Annotated in this window: 18 protein-coding genes; 9 read left to right on the top strand and 9 right to left on the bottom strand. The window is 55.2% G+C overall.

Annotation, left to right across the window (positions count from 1 at the left end; translation table 11 throughout):
- Nucleotides 1-5: 5 nt before the first annotated feature.
- From EPE01S_RS05460 to lptG, 3 genes are read left to right on the top strand one after another with little or no spacing between them, the layout of a single operon-like run.
- A complete protein-coding gene (locus EPE01S_RS05460) occupies nt 6-569 on the top strand; it encodes a YtfJ family protein (RefSeq protein ID WP_062743584.1) in 564 nt (187 codons plus the stop codon).
- Between the two features lie 20 nt (nt 570-589).
- Nucleotides 590-1660, top strand: a complete 1071-nt coding sequence (gene lptF, locus EPE01S_RS05455) for an LPS export ABC transporter permease LptF (RefSeq protein ID WP_062743657.1) — start codon at nt 590-592, stop codon at nt 1658-1660.
- Nucleotides 1657-2736, top strand: a complete 1080-nt coding sequence (gene lptG, locus EPE01S_RS05450; RefSeq protein WP_062743583.1) for an LPS export ABC transporter permease LptG — start codon at nt 1657-1659, stop codon at nt 2734-2736. The genes lptF and lptG overlap by 4 nt, the downstream gene beginning before the upstream one ends.
- 73 nt (nt 2737-2809) lie before the next feature.
- On the opposite strand, the gene spt is transcribed toward lptG, so the two are convergent.
- Genes spt through EPE01S_RS05430 form a run of 4 tightly spaced genes read right to left on the bottom strand, consistent with a single transcriptional unit; the run spans nt 2810 to nt 6931 of the window.
- A complete protein-coding gene (spt, locus tag EPE01S_RS05445; RefSeq protein ID WP_062743582.1) occupies nt 2810-3982 on the bottom strand; it encodes a serine palmitoyltransferase in 1173 nt (390 codons plus the stop codon).
- Nucleotides 3969-4229 carry an acyl carrier protein gene (locus tag EPE01S_RS05440; RefSeq protein WP_062743581.1) on the bottom strand — a complete coding sequence of 87 codons (261 nt, stop codon included), beginning with the start codon at nt 4227-4229 and terminating at the stop codon, nt 3969-3971. Before EPE01S_RS05440 ends, spt begins: the two co-directional genes overlap by 14 nt.
- 30 nt (nt 4230-4259) lie before the next feature.
- Entirely contained in the window at nt 4260-5171 is a 912-nt protein-coding gene (locus EPE01S_RS05435) for an NAD-dependent epimerase/dehydratase family protein (protein WP_062743580.1), read from the bottom strand.
- Entirely contained in the window at nt 5168-6931 is a 1764-nt protein-coding gene (locus EPE01S_RS05430; RefSeq protein ID WP_062743579.1) for a fatty acyl-AMP ligase, read from the bottom strand. The genes EPE01S_RS05435 and EPE01S_RS05430 overlap by 4 nt, the downstream gene beginning before the upstream one ends.
- A gap of 663 nt (nt 6932-7594) precedes the next feature.
- On the opposite strand from EPE01S_RS05430, the gene EPE01S_RS05425 reads away from it, so the two are divergent.
- The gene (locus tag EPE01S_RS05425; protein WP_062743578.1) at nt 7595-8719 is read left to right on the top strand and encodes a hypothetical protein; all 1125 of its coding nucleotides are present in this window, start codon (nt 7595-7597) and stop codon (nt 8717-8719) included.
- Nucleotides 8720-8897: 178 nt separating this feature from the next.
- On the opposite strand, the gene EPE01S_RS05420 is transcribed toward EPE01S_RS05425, so the two are convergent.
- Nucleotides 8898-9446, bottom strand: coding sequence for a GNAT family N-acetyltransferase (locus EPE01S_RS05420; protein WP_062743577.1), 549 nt, complete (start codon nt 9444-9446; stop codon nt 8898-8900).
- Between the two features lie 409 nt (nt 9447-9855).
- Here EPE01S_RS05420 and EPE01S_RS05415 point away from each other — a divergent pair, with 409 nt between their 5' ends.
- The 3 genes from EPE01S_RS05415 to EPE01S_RS05405 all read left to right on the top strand — a co-directional run bounded on the left by EPE01S_RS05415 (nt 9856) and on the right by EPE01S_RS05405 (nt 12476).
- Nucleotides 9856-11400 carry a methyl-accepting chemotaxis protein gene (locus EPE01S_RS05415; protein ID WP_062743576.1) on the top strand — a complete coding sequence of 515 codons (1545 nt, stop codon included), beginning with the start codon at nt 9856-9858 and terminating at the stop codon, nt 11398-11400.
- Nucleotides 11401-11483: 83 nt separating this feature from the next.
- A complete protein-coding gene (locus EPE01S_RS05410; RefSeq protein ID WP_240043743.1) occupies nt 11484-11711 on the top strand; it encodes a hypothetical protein in 228 nt (75 codons plus the stop codon).
- Nucleotides 11712-11981: 270 nt separating this feature from the next.
- The gene (locus EPE01S_RS05405) at nt 11982-12476 is read left to right on the top strand and encodes a MarR family winged helix-turn-helix transcriptional regulator (protein ID WP_062743574.1); all 495 of its coding nucleotides are present in this window, start codon (nt 11982-11984) and stop codon (nt 12474-12476) included.
- Nucleotides 12477-12667: 191 nt separating this feature from the next.
- Here EPE01S_RS05405 and EPE01S_RS05400 read toward each other — a convergent pair whose 3' ends face one another.
- Together EPE01S_RS05400 and EPE01S_RS05395 are read right to left on the bottom strand one after the other, a co-directional pair.
- The gene (locus EPE01S_RS05400) at nt 12668-13732 is read right to left on the bottom strand and encodes a mechanosensitive ion channel family protein (protein ID WP_062743573.1); all 1065 of its coding nucleotides are present in this window, start codon (nt 13730-13732) and stop codon (nt 12668-12670) included.
- A gap of 267 nt (nt 13733-13999) precedes the next feature.
- Nucleotides 14000-15151: an MFS transporter gene (locus EPE01S_RS05395; protein WP_084344165.1), complete on the bottom strand. Its 1152-nt coding sequence runs from the start codon at nt 15149-15151 to the stop codon at nt 14000-14002.
- Between the two features lie 250 nt (nt 15152-15401).
- Between EPE01S_RS05395 and EPE01S_RS05390 the strand changes: the two genes are divergently transcribed.
- Entirely contained in the window at nt 15402-16022 is a 621-nt protein-coding gene (locus EPE01S_RS05390) for a TetR/AcrR family transcriptional regulator (RefSeq protein WP_062743571.1), read from the top strand.
- A gap of 351 nt (nt 16023-16373) precedes the next feature.
- Nucleotides 16374-18683, top strand: coding sequence for an FdhF/YdeP family oxidoreductase (locus EPE01S_RS05385; RefSeq protein ID WP_062743570.1), 2310 nt, complete (start codon nt 16374-16376; stop codon nt 18681-18683).
- A 48-nt stretch (nt 18684-18731) separates the two neighbouring features.
- Here EPE01S_RS05385 and EPE01S_RS05380 read toward each other — a convergent pair whose 3' ends face one another.
- Both EPE01S_RS05380 and EPE01S_RS05375 read right to left on the bottom strand, forming a co-directional pair.
- Nucleotides 18732-19358 carry a hypothetical protein gene (locus tag EPE01S_RS05380; protein ID WP_062743569.1) on the bottom strand — a complete coding sequence of 209 codons (627 nt, stop codon included), beginning with the start codon at nt 19356-19358 and terminating at the stop codon, nt 18732-18734.
- Nucleotides 19359-19586: 228 nt separating this feature from the next.
- Complete coding sequence (locus EPE01S_RS05375; RefSeq protein ID WP_062743568.1) at nt 19587-19898, bottom strand: hypothetical protein; 312 nt, start codon at nt 19896-19898, stop codon at nt 19587-19589.
- Nucleotides 19899-20120 lie beyond the last annotated feature (222 nt).

Here is a 20120-nt window from a genome sequence, read left to right as displayed (position 1 = left end):
GCACGATGAGGTTATGCAGATTTCTGCCCATTCTGGGTCTGTTACTGCCGGTACTGGCCGCCGCGCACAGCTTCGCTATCGGACACCGTGTCCCCGCCGTTCTCATTGCAGATAAAGGGGAGCTGCGACTGGAACATGGACAGATCCGCTATGTGCCCTGGAAGAGTGCAGATCTGGCGGGCAAAATTCGCGTGGTGCAGTACATTGCCGGACGCACGTCGGCAAAAAATAAAAACGCACTGCTGATCCAGGCCATTAAGGGCGCCATGTTTCCGGCCGACCGCTTCCAGCCGACGACCATTGTTAATACGGATGATGTTATCCCCGGTTCCGGCTTTTTTGTGCGCAGAAAGATAGAGAAGAATAAACGACGTTATCCCTGGGCACAGTTCATTATCGACAGCGATGGCCTCGCCCGGCGCGCGTGGCAGGTGCAACCGCAGAGTTCAACCATCCTGGTGCTGGATGCGCAGGGACGTATACAGTGGGTGAAGGATGGTGCCCTGACACAGGATGAGGTCACCCGGGTGATTGAGCAGGTGCATCATTTGCTCGATCAGCAGCAATAATGACAAAAGGCGTGCGGTTTATGTTGCTGATTGAACGCTACATTCTGATGCAAACTCACCGGTTAGTGGCGACTCTGCTGGGCTTTCTTATTTTTATTTTTGCCAGCTATTCAGCCCAGCGCTATCTGACCGATGCGGCCAACGGTACATTAGCCCTGACGGTTGTGTTCGACATTGTCTTCTACAAAGTGGTGATCGCACTTGAAATGCTGCTGCCTGTCGGACTGTATGTCGCGGTCGGTGTTACGCTGGGTCAGCTTTACAGCGATGCAGAAATCACTGCGATGTTTGCCTCCGGTGTCAGCCCGCTGCGGCTGTATAAGGCGGCGATGCTGCTTGCCGTGCCGCTGGGTCTGATGGTGATGTTGCTGTCGATGTACGCCAGGCCCTGGGCCTACGGGCAGATTTATCAGCTTGAACAGCAGTCGCAGTCCGAACTGGATACGCAACGGCTGGTGGCCAGACGGTTTAATGTGAATGACAGTGGCAGAATGGTGCTGGCGGCACGCATTGATCCCATCACCCATATCCTGTCCGATGTCCTTATTTACACCTCATCCGGGATGAAAAGCAGCGTATACCGCGCCAGGACGGTCAGCGTCACCGATCCTTCACCCGCCAGTCCCTCGGTTCTGCTGCAGTCCGGCACCTCATACACTCTCGATCATCAGGGTAGCGAGGACAGCGAAACGATATATCGTCACCTTAATCTGCAGCTGGCGCCGATGCCCCAGAGTAACAATACCCGGCGTAAGTCGGCCTCTCTTACCGCGCTCGCCGGCTCGCAGGACCCCGCAGATCAGGCTGAGCGCCAGTGGCGGCAGAGCCGGGGAGTCAGCGCCGTGCTGATGGCGTTGTTAGCGGTGTCGCTGAGTCGCATCAAACCCCGGCAGGGGCGCTTTACCACGTTATTACCGTTGACCGCGGTGTTTACCGCGATCTTTTACGGAGGAAATCTCTCCCGCACCCTGGTAGCCAATGGCGCGTTACCGCTGATTCCTGGCGTGTGGTGTGTGCCTTTGGTGATGCTGGCAGGTGTCGTACTTCTTATCGCCCGCGATCTGGCGCTGCTGCCGGCACGCTTCCGATGAACATATTCAGCCGCTATATCGTCCGCAACGTGTTTATCGGCTTTGCCGCCGCGGCAGGACTCCTGATCCCGCTGTTTACCACGTTTAACCTGATCAATGAGCTTGATGACGTCAGCCCCGGCGGTTATCGCTGGACACAGGCCGTGGCGGTGGTTCTGATGACATTACCCCGTAGTCTGGTCGACCTCGGGCCTTTTATCGCGCTCCTCGGCGGCATCGTCGGGTTGGGGCAGTTGTCGAAAAGCCTGGAGTTAACCGCCATGCGAACGGCAGGTTTTTCTGTCCTGCGTATTGCCATGGCTATCGTGGCCGCCGGGGTGATGTTAACACTCGCTTCTGGTGTGCTCGATGAGTGGGTGGCCTCACCGTTACAGCAGCGAGCGATGACGCTGAAAAGCGCCGCTGCGGCGCTGGATGATGACGGTGAGGGCGTCAATAATGCCCTGTGGGCCAGAGATAAAAATGAATTTGCCACGGTCAGAAGGCTGGACAAGCACCATCAACCCGTGGGGGTGGAAATTTTCTACTACCGGCCTGATTTGACGCTGGCGGCCTATATCTATGCGGAGAAGGCCACTGTGCTGGGCAACGGCATGTGGATGCTGCACGGCGTGAATCAAAAGCAGTGGCTGAACCAGAAAGAGACGGTCACGGTGCGGGCAACCCTGCCGTGGCGATCCCTGTTCACCCGCATCAGCCTGAAAGAGCTGACCCTGCCAGCGGCCAGCTTCTCGATCGGACAGCTTCGCCGCTATATTCATTACCTGCATGATACTAACCAGCCCGGCACGGAATTTCAGATCGCGCTGTGGCAGAAGCTGGGACGGTCAGTGTTAACGCTGGCGATGATTTTACTGGCGATCCCGTTTACGTTCAGCATTCCCCGTTCGCCGGGCATGGGCAGCCGTCTGGCCACCGGCGTAATTGTGGGGCTGGTGACCTATATCAGCGATCAGATCATCGTTAACCTCGGGCTATTGCTTTCCCTCAATGTGGTGCTCACCACCCTGGGTCCGCCCGTGCTGTTGCTGTTGCTGGCGGTGGCACTGGTGTACCGGTTTGACCGGCAGCACTGAGACACGGAGAGCAGGAGGGCGCAAGCGGCTCAGCGGTAAAGCGGAGAGCCGCCGCGCAGAGTCTGCGGATTGTTCAGCGTTTCAGATCGGCGAAGGCCTGAATAATTTTGTCGATTTGCGCTTCGCTGTGGGCGGCATTGATGCTGCAGCGCAGCAGCGTCATCTCTGCCGGTGCGGCGGGCGGCAGAACCAGGTTGACATAAACGTCGCGTTCGATCAGCGCGCGCCACAGGCGCAGGCCTTCCTCTTTCGAGCTGATAATGACCGGTACCACCGGGCTGATATGTGCCCCCAGCGCGTAACCCAGGCGTTCCAGCCCGTTGTAAAGACGGCGGGCATTATTCCACAGGGTTTCCCGCAGCTCAGGATGATGCGCAATGGTGTTTAACGACGAACGCACTGAGGCGATAACCGAGGGCGAGGATGAGGCGGTAAAGATATAAGGGCGGCTGCTGTAGCGCAGAACGTCCATCGCCTCTGCACCGACGGCAAACCCGCCGACTGACGCCAGGCTTTTGCTGAAGGTGCCGGTGATAATATCCACCTCCTGCTCAACGCCCAGAGCTTCAGCCAGCCCGCGGCCAGTGGCACCCAGCACGCCGAACGAGTGAGCTTCATCCACCACAAGATAACCACCCAGACGGCGTTTGATGTCAACGATCTCTGCCAGGGGCGCCACGTCTCCCAGCATGCTGTAAATGCCCTCAACGATAATGATCGCCTCGCGCGCACGCTCACCCAGGCGCACCATGCGGCGCTCCAGGTCGCGGGCATCGTTGTGGCGAAAGCGGATGATCGTTGCCCCTCCGAGCGCACAGGCATCATAGAGGCTGGCATGGCTGTCGGCATCCAGTAACACCACGGCGTCATGTCCGGCCAGGGTGCTGATGATGCCCAGGTTAGCGGTATAGCCCGTTGGAAAAACGATGGCGGTGGGGCGATCAAAAAAGGCGGCAATCTCGCGCTCCAGTGCCAGATGCGAATGATAGCTGCCGTTTGCCATACGTGAGCCGGTGGTCCCCGTCCCCTGGGCCGCCAGCGCGGCCTGGCCTTGTGCAATGGCTTGCGGATTAAATGTCAGGCCAAGATAGTTATTGGTTCCGGCCAGCACCACCCGGTTATTCCCGATGCGGCCTTCGGTTGCCGAGTAAACTTCATCAATGCAAGTGCCAAACGGGTTAAGGCCACTGGACTGGAACTGTTCCCGGTGATGATTAAGACGGGCAAAGCGATCATAAAGGCCCATAGGTTTTCTCCAGGAAGGGGAGTAACGCATCCCGCAGCTGTACCGGAGTCCTGACATCCAGCAATATATTGATAGGGATAGGGATATCAAACCTGTCCTCTAACATCATCAGCAGATCCATTACCCTGATCGATTCCAGACCCAGCTCGTCAACAAGATCGCTGTCTGGTTCTATGTCAACGTCACTGGCCACCATGCCGCGTAAACATGCCAGGATATAGTCCATTACCGCGTTTTGATTCAGCATAAAATCCTCAACTTCCCTTTATTCACAGTATCAAAAGAGTCCTGCACGCAGAGCGTGCTCCAGCGTCACCGTGGGTAACCAACCGGTATATTCAGATAAACGCAAATTGTTTGCAGACCAGTCCTGGTGGGTCAGCTCATGGACTTTGCTGCGGGTCAGCATCGGTGCTTTGCCGGTTAAACAACTGGCCAGCGTGCTGAGATCGGCCATCACCTTCAGCAGCGGCAGAGGGATGCCGATCCGTCGCACGGAACCCTGACGCACCTTTGCGCCGGTTGCCTGTAACGATGACCAGCTGTAGCCTCCCTCAACGCCATCGCAGAGTTCACAAGGGCCCTCTGGAGGTCGGGGGGCCGTCAACCACTGACTCACGGCGTTTGCCAGATCGCTGACATGAAGAAAGGAAAGCCGCGCATCCGCAGGCCCGGTTTGCGGGAGCAGCCCGCGCAGCAGCCAGCGAAAAACCGGTTTCAGCTCTTTATCTCCCGGTCCGTACACCGCCGTTGGGCGAAATATACCCAGGGCAATCCCGGTTGCCATGCGGGTTAAGCGCTGCTCGGCGACATATTTTGAATGGGCATACCAGGAGAGGTGAGGGTGGCGCGCTGCCAGAGACGACATCAGCAAAAAACGCTGACATGAATCGCTCGCTTTCGCCGCCTGCATCAGTCGCTGGCTGCCGCAGGCATTGGTTTGCATAAAGGCGTCCTCCCGGCGTCCGCGCACGTTCCCGGCACAGTGCACCACAAAGTCAGCACCGCGCACTAACTCATTCAGAGCCCAGCTCTGCTCCAGCGTGCCAGTAATCCATGTCAGATTATCCATGGGGCGTTGAGGGCGGCGGGTCAGTGCCCTGACAGTCAATCCCCGCGCCAGCAGGTTGTCGGCAATATGTCTGCCGATAAAGCCTGTTGCTCCGGTTAACGCCACCGTAGAGGTCATGGCGTCTGGCCTGCCAGCTCTGCCCGTGGGCTGACGGAAGCCCCCAGCGCCCTGAGGTAACGTTTTCTGGCTTCGGCACGGGCAGGTTTCCCTGAGGAGGTGCGCGGAAGACTGTGCGGCGGCAGAAGTTCAATCTCGACGGCGACGCCGAATTCGCTTTGAATGTGGGCGGTGAGCGCGTGAACGATCTGTTCCCGGCGCGCTTCGGAACTGAACCTGCACTGGATTTGTAAGATAATGCGTGCCCCTTCTTCCCGATCCTGCGGGGTGACAAAGGCTATCGCATCGCCGGAATGAATCTCCGGCTCCTGTTCGGCGACATATTCAATATCCTGGGGCCAGATATTGCGACCGCGAATGATGATCAGGTCTTTCTTGCGGCCCGTGACAAAGAGGTTGCCCTGCAGCAGATAGCCTAAATCACCGGTATCCATCCAGCCTGTCTCCTGTATTCGTTGCTGTGAGGCGGCATCCTGGAAGTAGCCACTCATTAAACTGGGGCCGGAGATACAGATATGGCCGACTTCACGCTCAGGCAGGGCCTGACCCGCTTCATCACGAATTTCGATACGGTGGCCCGGAAGCGCACTGCCGCAGTTAACAAAGGTCGACACTGCCCGGGTTTTTTCGCCTGGCGCGACGGCCCTGCTCTGATATTCCAGAATACCCCGGTCGACTTCATCCACTTGTGTCCCGCCATCGGCCGGAGAAAAACTGACCGCCAGCGTGGTTTCCGCCAGCCCGTAACAGGGCATAAACGCGCGACGGTCGAAGTTCACTTTACTGAAATGTTGCGCAAACTGGTCGAGCAGCAGTGCAGGAATGGGTTCGGCCCCGACGCCCGCCACACGCCAGCTGGAGAGATCAATACTGGCCAGCTCCTTGTCGCTACTCCGCCGTAAACACAGGTCGTAACCAAAAGGCGGCGCGACAGATACGCTACAGCGGTTTTTACCGATCAGCTTCAGCCACTGCATGGGCCGCATGGCAAAATCCTGCGTACGCAGATAATCAACGGAAAGCTGGGTGGCGACCGGGGTCAGCACAAAGCCCACCAGTCCCATATCGTGATAGAACGGCAGCCACGAAACGCAGCGGTCACCCGCGCGTAATTTGATGCCGTCATGACTGATGACCCGCAGATTCGCCATCACTGCCCGGTGGGTAATGATCACGCCACGCGGAAAGCGCGTGCTGCCAGAGGTATATTGCAGATAGGCAATATCCTCCGGTGAAGGGGGCGGCAGCGCGATATCCCTGTCCGGCAGGGCTGCGAGGTCACCATTGCTGAGGGTATGGATACCGGGGGTATCCGCACTGGCAGAACGGATCAGCGGCAGCCACTCCTCACTGCTGATAATCGCGACGGGCTGGCAGTTTTTGAGTAAGCCCTGAAGCTTGGTAATGTAAGAGTCACGCTGGCCCATCCCCATCGGGATAGCCAGCGGCACTGCCACTAAGCCCGCATACTGACAGGCAAAGAAGGCTTCGACGAAACCCGCGCTGGTTTCGGCCATCAGCGCGACGCGATCGCCTTTTTTCAGGCCCAGCGACAGCAGACGCCGTGCATCAGTGATAGCTCGCTGCCTGAGCCGCCGATATTCCAGCACATCTGCCAGCTGATTACGCCTGTCGTAAAAATTCATCCCGGTACTTCCCCCGGCGGCGTAGTCTAACGCCTCGACCAGAGTGGAAAAGTCAGCATGGCGCATGGGAAGAGAATGGATTGAACTTGTTTCCGATATATACGATAAAGCCATAGATTAAAAACCGCCAAAAAGTACAGATAGCTACGGGGAATAGAGGTCTTTGTAAAAAAATCGCAATAATGTGTCTAAAGTGACTTTAGATTAAAATATGTATTCAATTGTAATTTTAATAGTTAACCTCCCGCAGGCCTCGCGCGAGTTTTACACGGATACCTATATCCGCAGGTGCGCAACCGCATACCGATGTGTGGGGGAGAGGCCCATTGATATAATAATATCTCGATTGGCCGGATAATCCCTGTACATGAAAGTCTTCCCGGTTAATATTGTGGGATTATTATGACGCTTAGTTTTTTAAATGTGTATGGTTAGTTTTATAGGTGTGTCGTTAAACGCATTTAGTGGTAAAAATAGCCATGTCAATTCGGATAATTTCTGTAACATATTGAATGTCGTATAAGGCATGGCCAGGTAATGACACTGTCTTAAATAATGATGCATTATTTGCGAGATATTCACGCTATTGTTCCGGGTAGCGCTAAAAGCGCTTAAGCTGAAAGTGAAAAATAACCGAGTAGGAAAGGGTTCTGTTTTTATCCATTATCTATTTCCTCATTTATAGATTTGTCGGGGTAATACGGCAATAAACGGGTTAATCTGTAGCATTAGCCCGTTTATTGTATTTTTTCGTGAATAAACAGTTTTAAGGTTGTTATGATTTCCATTGAAAAAGTTGATTCAAGACAGCAGCTTAAGGACTTTATTTTTTTTACATCCACCCTTTATGCTGATGACGCTCACTGGATTGATCCCTTATACATGGAGCGCGCAGAACATCTGTCTGATAAAAATCCGGCAAAGGAACATATTGAATGGCAGGCCTGGATCGCGAGATCCGGAGAGAAAGTCGTTGGGCGAATTACGGCACAAATTGATACATTACATCGTGAAATATATGGTGAGGATACCGGCCACTTTGGCATGATTGAGGCCATTAACGATCCGGCGGTGTTCAGCTTGTTATTCCGCACGGCAGAAGAGTGGTTAAAAGCGAAAGGCGCGACCCATATAAGCGGCCCTTTCAGCCTGAATATCAATCAGGAAAGTGGTCTGCTGATTGACGGTTTTGAAACGCCGCCGTCAGCGATGATGCCTCACGGTAAACCCTATTATGCTGCCGCGTTAGAACAACAGGGGTATACAAAAGGTACCGACCTGCTGGCTTACTGGATGCGCCGCACCGACCTGCATTTTTCCCCTTCATTGCGCCGACTGATGGATAAAATGCGACAGAAAGTCACTGTTCGTCGCCTTAATCGCAAGCAGTTCAGCGAGGAAATGCAGATTATGCGACAGATTTTCAATTCCGGCTGGCAAAATAACTGGGGCTTTGTACCTTTCACCGAACGGGAGTTTGCCGTCATGGGCGACCAGCTTAAATTCCTGGTCCCTGACGATATGATTTATATTGCTGAAGTGAATGGCAATCCCTGCGCCTTTATCGTCGGCTTACCCAATATTAATGAAGCTATCACCGGTTTAAAAGGGCGCATGCTGCCCTTTGGCTGGGCAAAACTATTGTGGCGGCTGAAGGTCAGTGGCGTGCGCACGGCCCGGGTACCGCTGATGGGGGTGCGGCAGGAATATCAGTTCAGCCGCAGTGGGCCCGTCATGGCGCTGTTGCTCATTGAGGCGCTGCGCGACCCTTTTGCCCGGCGTAACATTGATGCGCTGGAGATGTCGTGGATTTTAGAGGCGAACAGCGGAATGCGTACGATGCTGGAGCGTATTGGTGCGGTGGCTTATAAGCGTTACCGGGTGTATGAAAAGCGACTTTAACGGCATCGCGTGCTGTATGCGCCAGTAGCGGCACAGGCTCATTCACTGCGTGACTGCCGGGCGTCTACAAGGCTGCCGTCAGGGCATGGCTGCAAAGCCACAGCACGCCTTAACGTGCTGAGTCCGAAGGATAAGGTATCTTTGTTATCTGCAGCGGTTCGCGTATCGGCCAACAGGATCAGCTGCGGCGTTGAGCGTTCCACTCATCACGGGTGATTTCCCACAGCTCAGAGGTCATTCGTCCGCAGACATACTCCTTTTCTTCCGTCCTGACGAGTCGCATACCGCTGCCGACAGAAATATGCCGGGAACGATGGTTTTCGGCGGCTTTTGGTGCCCGCAATAGCGGCCTGTTCAGAGTATTGAACCAGTAATCTGTTACCTTAATACTGGCTTCGCGCATTAATCCCTGACCCTGCCATTCCGGCACCAGCCAGAAACCCCGGTTATTATCTTTCTCGTCATCCAGGCAGATAAGCCCTATCAGCTTATCGGGATCACTGCTGCACCGTATCGTCCAGACCCAGGCCTCCCCTTTGGCCATCGCCGGGAGCGCGACATGACTGACGTAGTGCTCGGCCCCCTTCTCAGGATAGGGCCAGGGAACCGAGGCCACCAGATAACGCACAATCTCCCAGCGCGGAAAGATCGTCTGAATCTGAAAGGCATCTTCAGCGACTAGCGGTTTTAATAGCAGGCGCTCAGTTCTTAGCACGGGCACAGACATGTCTTTATCTCCTTTTCACACGGCAGCATTAAAGCCGGCTCAGGCGCACCGCCCCGGCTGGCTTCAGCCAGCGTGGTATCGCGACGTGCATCCCGCCAGCCCGGCGTACTCCGGTAAAGGTGCGTTATTTTTTAAACAGCGTCAATCAACCCGGATTCTGCCGGCGTTAAGTTCAGCCATGCGGGGTGATTGGGCATCCGCAGTGGCAGGGACGCAACAAAGCAGGCTGCTCTGCTGCCGCTGTCCCCTCTGGCTGAACTGGCGCAGTCAGAAATTTTCCCCCCGGGAGGGGCAGTGGTGAAGCTTTTTGTGAAAATAGAGTGTGTTCAATTTAATTTTGTTCAACCCTTATGTTGTGCGCTGTTCCTGCCGATACAGGTTCACTACGTTAAATGTCCAGGGATAATTGATGAAAATTGCAACGCGACTGACCGCAGGCTTTAGCCTGATTATTTTTCTTTTTATTATTTGCACGGGTATCGCCATTAAAGCGCTCTGGCATGCCCGTGATGGCATGAATGATACCGTTGACGTGAAGATGAAGCGTTTCGCGCTGGTGCTGGATATGCGGGGGAGTGCGCGTGATATGGCGATTGCCGTACGCAACCTGGCTCTGATAACGAACCCGGAGCAGATGCAGCCGGAGTGGCAGCGCCTGGTTAAACAGCGTGAAGCTTATATCCAGAAACGTGAAGCACTGGAAAAAAGTATGTCTGTCAATGTCTCTGCCCGCGGGAAGGTGGCGCTGGGACGGACTTTATCTGCAGAATCCGCGGCACTGTCTACCCTGATGACGGCAGGAAAACTGGGGCTGGAAAACCATAAGAACGAAGCCACAACCTATTTGCTGATCACCGCCCGTCCCGCTCAGAAAGAACTGCTCGAAGCGCTGAACGAACTGACCGATGTTCAAATGCAGTTGAGCCGCGATACGGTGGCTGAAAACAGCGCCCGTTCTTCACGTACGGCCTCTCTTCTGATGGCGATTACTGCATTGTCCGTCCTGCTGGCGGCGGCGACCTGTTTTCTGACGGTTCGCATACTGATGCGCCAGTTGGGCGGTGAACCTGCTCAGGCACAGGCGCTGGCTGCCGCTATCGCCGGCGGCGATCTCACTTACCCGGTCACATTGCGTCGGCACGATAAGGGCAGCCTGCTGGCATCGCTGGCCACCATGCAGGCCAGCCTGCGAAGTCTGGTCTCTGACATCAGGGATTCATCGGTCTCTGTTGCCCTGGCGGCAGACGAAATATCGCAGGGTAATACCGAGCTGTCCTCGCGAACTGAGCAGCAGGCTGCGGCTCTGCAGGAAACGGCCGCCAGCATTGAACAGCTTACCGCGACGGTGAAAAGTAACGCGGCGGGTGCGCAGCAGACGGCGGATACGGCCCGGACAACGGCGACGCTGGCCCGCAACGGGGAGCAAGACGTACAGCGCATGTCGCTGACAATGAATGAAATATCCCTCAGTGCGACTAAGGTTCGCGACATCACTGGCGTTATTGAGAGCATTGCCTTCCAGACCAATATTCTGGCGCTGAACGCGGCCGTTGAGGCCGCCCGCGCGGGGGAAGAGGGTCGGGGATTTGCCGTCGTCGCCGGTGAGGTAAGAACGCTGGCGCAACGCAGCGCTAACGCGGCGCGTGACATTAAGGCCCTGATTGAACAGGCGGTAAACCAGGTAGAAAACGGCGTGACAGTGGCCACCGGCACTGGAGAAAGTATTCTGAAAATAGTGGGTATGGTGAGCGAACTGGCCGACGCAATGGACAACATTTCACTCTCTTCAGGTGAGCAGATGCAGGGGATTTCGCAGGTCAGCGTTGCGGTGAGCCAAATGGATGGCGTTACACAGAGCAACGCGGCCCTGGTGGAGGAATCATCGACCGCATCGCAGTCCCTCTCTGCACAGGCACATGCGCTGCGCGGCATGGTGGAAACCTTTCGCGTATGAGGTCCTCAGCGATTCTGGCCTCTTCATCGTCAGGAGACCTTCTCTCACGTATCTGTGCGCTCAGGGTTGACGTGAATTTTCTGATGAAGCAGCTCAGTGAAGGGGAGTACCTGAGTCTCGACACCTTTGCAAACAACTGGGTGCATCTGATGCGCCTGTACGCCAGTATCCAGCGTCACATGAATGACGCTCAACTAATGGACATTCTGGTACGCACCGATTTGTTGCTGGCGGCAGACCTGATGGCAGTGGGGCGTATCATTGAGGTCATGAACAACTTCCTGCGCTGTGCGGCAAAGCAGGGCAAATAACGTATTACGGCGGGCGTCATATTACCCCCGCTTTCGCCCTTCTTATCTGCACTTATCTGTCAGAAAACAGGGACGTGTTCTGATGAATAAAATTGACATCATATAAACTTGGTTCAATACTGCGCTCGCTTCTATCCGGGCGAGGAGAACGACTTTCGCCATCATGTCTTTTCGGACAGGGGCCGGTTAACATGGCGTCTCATTCGGGTGTCAGCCGGTCACTTTCTTCAGCAGAAAGACTCTCCGCTCGCTATCAGATTCGGATCCTCAATGCATAACGATGTGAACAATGACACAGATGAAACGGGCGGGTCTCCTCCTGGCACCGATGCGCCTGCGACAGTCGATCAGTTTCTCTGCTTTGCGCTGTATTCTGCCTCACTGGCGATGACCAAACTCTATCAGTCACGATTGAAGCCCCTCGGGCTGACGTACCCGCAATACCTGGTTTTACTGGCACTCTGGCAAACAGACAATGTCACGGTTTCAGACATTGGCGCTCGCGTCTGTCTGGATTCCGGTACGCTCAGTCAGTTGCTGAAGCGACTTGAAGCCTCGGGTTTGATCGCCAGGAAACGTGACCTGGGCGGCGATGAGCGCCGGGTACTTATTTCGCTAACGGAGCAGGGACACCAGCTCAGGGTGAAAGCGGCTGGCGTGCCGGCAGATATGGTCTCGGTGATGGATACGCCGTATGAAGAATTGTCTGACCTGACTGCGCGGATTACCGCGCTGCGGCAGAAACTGACCCAGGCTCTGGAATGATCATCTCCCGCTTTTCGGACATCCTGCCCGTTGCGAGCCGATACCGTGGCTGACGCTTGCGGTTACAAACGGCGTGCAGATTGCGCGGTGACAACGGCGGCCACCGTGCCGGTTCAGGCGTGAGAACGGTTCGTTCCCCTGTCTGAGTTCAGTTAAAAATGCCAGTGATTCATGACGTCCATGACAGACTGTCACCCATCAGCCCCGGTCAGGGTCGCCCGGACGTGAGGGAGGCTCTGTGGATAATTTTGCTGAATAAACTCAATCATCTTTTCCCGCACATGACAGCGTAAATCCCAGGCTGTGGGGGAGTTCTGTGCCGTCATCAGTAATCTGATCGTCATGGTTTTATCCGTGGTATCAGTGACCTGGAGCACCTGAGTCTGTTGATCCCAGAGTTTTGTCTCACTGAGTACTTTTTCGAAATGCTTACGCAGGGGATCCAGTGGCATGGAATAATCCAGGTAAAGAAAAACAGAACCTAATATTTGTGCGTTATTACGTGTCCAGTTCTGGAAAGCATTTTCTGTAAAGTAGGTAATGGGCAGAACCAGCCGGCGCAGATCCCAGATACGCACCACCACGTACGTCAGGTTAATCTCTTCAATCCAGCCCCATTCATTTTCAACCACTACCGCATCATCAATTTTTATTGGTTGCGTAAAGGCGATCTGAATGCCGGCAAACAGATTAACCAGCGACTTCTGCAGGGCAAAACCAATGATAATCCCGGCCACCCCTGCACCCGCCAGAATGGTGGTGCCGAATTTTCGCACGCCGGGGATACTGAGCAGAACCAGCGAAAGGCAGAACAGGACGAGCAGTACGATCGCAACCTTTTTGACATACATGATCTGCGTTCGGATTTTACGCGCACGAAGGTTATTCGAAAGATTAATATCGTAGCGTATAAAAAGCATATCCTGCGCCACATTAGTCAGCCGAATTAAAACAGAGCAGAACGATAAGATAATAAATATATTGACCACGGTGGTGATCAGCGAGAGGGCTTCAGGGTGAATATTAAGGTAATTAACGCCCACACTGATCATCAGTAAGGGGATAAAAAGAAACATCGATCCACGAAGATGCTTTTCAAGTGATTTGAACAGCTTCCGGTCACGACTCTGCCAGTAGCGGATGAACCTGAGAAGTATAAATCGCGCCAGGAAACCCAGTGCAAATGAAAGTGTGACGAGCAATACCGCAGGCACCCATGACGGCGCACCAGAGAACTCACCGAATAGCATTAGCATTCTTTTTCCTTGTCTTCAGCCAACAACCCTGGAGTTGTCAGAACAGTAAAAAAATCAGGAGCCGCTGTCCTCTCACTGAGCAGCGGATCAAAGGGTTAACGTACATGAGTTTATGAAATAATGAGCGGTCTGACAGAATTAACACCAAAAAACCGGTAAAAAATCGACTTTGATGAAGATGTTAATACCAAATCGAAGGGTACTGTACGGTATCGCCTGTTTGTCACACGCCTGTCAGGCTGACCGTATCGGCTTTTATCACGGAATTTACCCGCCAGGGCGAGGCCCCAAGCCCTGGTTCTTTCTGGCACCGGGTCTGAAAGCCTGTTTTTTACCGGTATAAGCGATAAAAAACGCGACAGCCATTAAGACCAGGATTGCCCAGGGAAAGGATACTGCACCAGCATTATTGAGAAGCAGCCCGCCGGCAACGCCACCGCTGGCGATAGCCAGATTCCACGCGGTGGTCACCATCGCCTGAACGACATCAACATTATGGTGTGCCGCATCGGCTGCCGCCGTCTGCATCTGCGTGGAGGCGCCACCAAATGACCAGCCCCAAACGATGACGGCCAGCAATACCACGATCGGCTCCCGCATGCCCGCTGCCAGCATCAGAGAAACCATAGCCAGCGCCGCAAGGCTGAACAGAACGAGAGGGCGCAGGTGGCGATCAACCCGCGTTCCGGTCATCCAGATGCCAACAAGGGCAGCAAGCCCAAAGACCAGCAGGATGAGGCCAACGTGTGCGGTCAGGCCCGACAGTGCCAGGAACGGGCCGATAAACGTATAAAGAATATTGTGTGCCGTCATCCAGAGAAAGATCACCGCCAGAACCTGACGGACACCCGGTAACAGAAAGACCTGCCACACGGGCAGGCGGCGCTCAGCCGGCTCTGCAGGCAGGTCAGGCACCGCAACCAGCGTCCAGATAAACAAAATAACCGCCAGTCCGGCCATGAGCCCAAACGGGACTCTCCATCCCATCATGCCGCCCAGCCATGCCCCGGCCGGGGTTCCCAGCGACAGGGCAACCGGTATGCCAACCATAGCAATGGCCAGCGCACGACCCTGCAAATCAGCAGGCACAAGGCGGCGCGCATAACCTGCCAGGATCCCCCATGCCAGTCCGGCAGCCACGCCCGACATAAACCGGGCCATCAGTGTCAGCCAGTAGCTGGCTGACACGGTGGTGATGGTATTAAAAATCAGGAAGATCCCGACGGCCAGTAACAACACTTTCTTACGCCGCCATCCACGGGTAAGCACCGTCAGGGGGATCGCCGCAAGCAGTGAACCCAGGGCATAAATACTCACCAGCTGGCCCGCCATTACCTGGGAAACACCAAGTCCCTCGCCGATTTCCGGAAGTAGCCCCGCCGGAAGGGTTTCGGTCAGGATGGCAATAAAGCCTGTCATGGCAAACGCCAGCAGGGGAGCCAGAGGCAGCTGCCGTGGTGCTGTGTCTGGAGATGATTTTGTTTCAGCGTACACGTTGAGTCCTTCTTGGGATGACTAAAAATAGCGGAAACAGTCCATACAGGGTGTTTCTGCTATTACATATATACCGATTGGTATTTATGTGTAACGCTATAGGTCAGTGTGCAGGTTGTCAAGGATATCTGTATCGATTAGTATTTATGTGACACTGGCAAAATCAGGAAGCGATATGGCACAGATGGGACGTCCGCGTACCTTCGACCGGGACGAGGCAATTCGTCAGGCGATGTACCTTTTCTGGCAGCACGGCTTCGAGTCCACCTCGCTTGCCCTGCTGAAGGCGAACCTCGGCAACGGCATCACCGCACCCAGCTTTTATGCGGCGTTTGGCTCTAAAGAAGCGTTGTTTGAAGAGGTGATTGAATGCTATATGTCGACCTATGGTCAGGTTAACGACTGCCTGTGGGACGACAGGCTTGGCCCGCGCGAGGCCGTGGAACGGGCGCTGCGTTGTTCAGCAAAAATGCAGACAGAACCGGGGCATCCCAGCGGCTGTCTTATCGCCTTATCCGTTAACACCTGTTCGCCGGGGCACGAGCATATCCGCCAGCTTCTGGCAGGACGACGCGCACGCACAAGGGAGGGGTTTCTGCGCTGTGTGAGGCGAGCAAAAGAGGCGGGTGAACTGGCTGCGGACACCAATGCAAGCGCACTGGCCGCCTGTCTGCACAGTTTTGAAACCGGACTCTCCACAGAAGCACGCGACGGGACACCGGGTGAAGAGCTTGATGCTGCGGTATCATCCGCCATGAAAGCCTGGGATGCCCATGCTCTGCGCACGGTGGATTAACACAACATAACGTCATCACTGACCCGTGTTGGCACAGGGCTGCGGAAGCAGCCCTGATCCCTGGACGGCAATCGGTTCAGAAAATGCCCCGCATCACCGGCTTTAATACCCAGATAACGAACGGTGCTTTCCAGCGTCGTCTCTCTTCCCGTTCAAAAGGAAGAAAAACGTAACCAGTTGCTAACCAGAGCCGGCCATCGGTTTTTTTTTGCTACTTTTAATTTACAAATTCAACATCAGAAGAAGGCGTATTCAGGCCCAGGCTTCACTTTTGACATTGTTTTTCTCAGGTCACCACACCCGCAGGCGCGGTAGCGCCGTTGATTTCCTTTATGTGAGCCCGGAGTCGTCATGAGCAAAAAAACACACCGTACCGTGCCAGGCGTCCATCCCTATGATGGCCCCGCAGGCGGCTGGGGCGCCCTGAAAGCGACGGCCATTGCCGTAAAAAATCAGATGGATACCCTGAAAGCGCCGCCCACGCTGATGCGCACCAATCAGCCTGATGGTTTTGACTGCCCCGGCTGCGCCTGGCCAGATAAGGATCATCAATCCACCTTCCAGTTCTGTGAAAATGGCGCTAAAGCTGTGACGTGGGAAGCCACGACTAAACGCGTTACGCCGGCGTTTTTTGCTGAAAATACCGTGACATCGCTGCTGGCACGAACAGACTTTGAGCTGGAAGGGTACGGCAGATTGACCACGCCGATGCGCTATAACCGCGACGCCGATACCTTTAACGCGCTCAGCTGGGATGACGCCTTCACGATTATTGCTGAAAAACTGGCGGCGCTGCAGCCGGACGAGGTGGAGTTTTACACCTCCGGACGGGCGTCAAACGAGGCGGCTTATCTGTTTCAGCTGTTTGCCCGCGAGTACGGCACCAACAATTTCCCGGATTGCTCAAACATGTGCCATGAAGCCACCAGCGTCGGCCTGCCTCAGTCGATTGGTATCGGCAAGGGCACGGTTTCCCTGGATGACTTCGACAGCGCAGAGCTGATCCTCTCCTTTGGACACAATCCGGGGACCAATCATCCACGCATGATGGGGACGCTGCACGAGCTGGCGCGCCGTGGCGTCCCCATCATCGTCTTCAACCCGATGCGTGAACGCGCACTGGAGCGCTTTGCCGATCCGCAAAATGTCATGGAGATGGCTACCAACAGCTCAACCGATATTGCCTCCACGTACTATCTGGTTCGCGCCGGTGGTGACTCGGCCGCGCTGAAGGGCATCGCCAAAGCCGTGCTGGCGATTGAGGACGCGACCGGCGCGGCGCTGGATCACGCCTTTATCCGCGAGCATACCGACGGTTTTGCGCAGTTTGCGGCTGACATCGAGGCCACGTCCTGGGCTTCGGTGGAGCTTGAGTCGGGCCTGACGCAGGCGGAACTCAGTCAGGTGGCCCAGGCTTACGTGAAGTCGAATGCCACCATCCTGACCTACGGAATGGGCATCACTCAGCATAACCGTGGCACCGACAACGTGCGTCTGCTGGTTAATCTGCTGCTGTTACGCGGCAACATGGGCAAGCCCGGCGCCGGGGTCTGTCCGCTGCGCGGTCACTCCAACGTGCAGGGTAACCGCACGGTGGGGATCACGGAGAAGCCCTCTGCTGATTTTCTCAGTAAGCTTGAGAAGGTGTTCGGATTTACTCCCCCGTCGCACCACGGTCACGATGCGGTGCAGGCAATGAAGGCCATCGTGGATCGGCGGTCTAAAGCGCTGATTTGCCTCGGCGGCAATTTTGCCGTGGCGCTGCCCGATTCCGGGGTGAGCTTCCCGGCGATGCGGGAGCTTGAACTCAGCGTGCACATCGGCACCAAGCTGAACCGCACGCACCTTCTGACCGGGAAAGAAACGTTGCTGCTGCCTTGCCTCGGGCGCACCGAACTTGATGAGCAGGACGGCACCCGCCAGTCCGTCACCGTGGAAGACTCCATGTCTATGGTGCATGCGTCTTCTGGCAAGCTGAAGCCAGCGTCGCCGCTGCTGCGATCGGAACCGGCCATTGTCGCCGGAATGGCCAAAGCGGCGCTGCCGGGCACGAAAGTGGCATGGGATGCGCTGATTGCCGATTACAGTCTTATCCGCGATCTGATTGAAAAAACCATTCCCGGCTTTGAGGATTACAACGCGCGTATACGGGAACCCGGCGGCTTCCAGATGCCGCTGCCGCCCCGGGATCGCATCTGGCCGACCCCGAGCGGTAAAGCGATATTTTCGGTTTATCAGGGGACGCATGAAGACCTGTCTGTGCCGGGTGACAACGTGCTGCGTCTCATCACGCTGCGCAGCCACGACCAGTACAATACGACCATCTATGCCCTTGACGATCGCTATCGCGGGGTGTTTGGCCGTCGTGATGTGCTGTTTATGTGCGACGATGATCTTGACCGCCTGGGGCTTGAACACGGCGATGTGGTGGACCTGGCGTCAGCAGTGAAGGGCTACAGTATGCGTCTGGAAGGCATGACGGTGATCCGCTATGCCATCGCCAGAGGATCGATCGGGGCCTACTATCCTGAAGCGAACGTGCTAATCCCTCTTGATTACATCGACAGGGAAAGCGGTACGCCGTCTTATAAATCGGCTCCGGTACGCATCACGCTGCGGTCACGAGAAATCGCCACCCCATTGCCTCCCGCGTCTGCCTGAACCGATCCTGACGCGGGCAGGGGGCCTCTTCATGCCGCGTAAGCGGCATTAACGCTTCTGCGGGGGTTCAATACCTAAAAGCGCAAAATCAAAAGCTTTGTTTTTAATGATTTTCTTATTGGTTCTCAACTTCTCTTTTATACCATCATGATATAAGCACGGGTTGCTGGTGAGAGCACAGTGAATAAATGCAGCCGGATAGGAGTAGTCTCTCGGGGAATACAGCACGTCCTCAATCGTTCGTTCTGAAGGCATGATGCAGCCGACAACGACAGGGATATAGTACTCCTCAAGGACGCGCCGGATGTGCTCAGACACCTCACTGGCTTGCTCAGGGCGGGGCACCGCGATCGCCCCGTAAATATCGGGACTGAACTTTTTATCCTGCCGTCCTGAAGTGGTAAAAGAAAAGCAGGCATCACTGCCCAGGTTACTTTTATAAGGCATTTCTATTTTGGACAGGCTGTCAAACAGCGGGCCACCAAAGACATGCCCGAGCAGGACAAAGGCGTGCGCCTTGACCAGATACTGCAAAGACAGCTCCGCCACCAGCTTTTTTTCATAGCGAAATTTCAGGCCCCGCTTAACGGCGGTGACGGCCAGTGCGTGACGCCCGATATGTTTGAGCTCGTTTTGCAGCTCCTCTTCAAAATAAATCCGATGTTCCCTTCTCATGGCTTACCCTTGTATCAAACCTGTACCTGCACCGTTTAACCCAGCGCTGCTGCAACCGAATCGTGCATGACAACCTGGCCGATTTCAATAAGCCTTACCGGAACCTGTATGGGTGCCATCCCCGGCGCCGTTAAAGGTCAACGGTTGCTCAGACAGGGGGATCACCTGCGGTGAAACCGACCCCGGTCCGGCAGGTTGCCAGGCTGAAGAGAGGCCCGCCGGCCCGTCTCAGGCCCCGTCGAATAACGCGCAGGCTTTATCCTGAAGCGCAATGCCGATAGCCTCATATCGCTCAAGCTCATCCTGATCATAAAAGGTATCGGCAACACTGAATCCCACATAGACATCGACAAAGGCCAGTGCCAGCTTTTTCGGGATCGTATCCTGTCCTCGGTAATGACCAGTCAGCACATCGATAGCCAAAAACAGCTCGCTGACTTCCGCCGCGGACACGCCTTTTCTGCTGCGAATTTTTAGCGGGATGGTGTTTTCTCCAGGCAGCCGTGCACAGACTACGTCAACCGCGTGCTCTGCATCCATAATCCCCTCCCTGAAACCGTTAATCTTACTTCATCTCATGGTGCATCATGCGATGATTTCTCGCCCGCTCCGCTTTTCAAAGTTTAAGGCACCGCGACATCTGCAGGGGCCGCTCATGATCCTTCGCAGCCTGAAGCGGGCAGTGACAGCATGAGCGAAAAACTGAGCTGCCTGTGTAGTGTTGACAACAATGCAGCGCAGTCAGGCTGGATATTAAAGCAG

Source organism: Erwinia persicina NBRC 102418 (assembly GCF_001571305.1).
Classification (GTDB): Bacteria; Pseudomonadota; Gammaproteobacteria; order Enterobacterales; family Enterobacteriaceae; genus Erwinia; species Erwinia persicina.
Note: the sequence above shows the minus strand (reverse complement) of the source record. Positions and strands in the feature narration are given on the sequence as shown.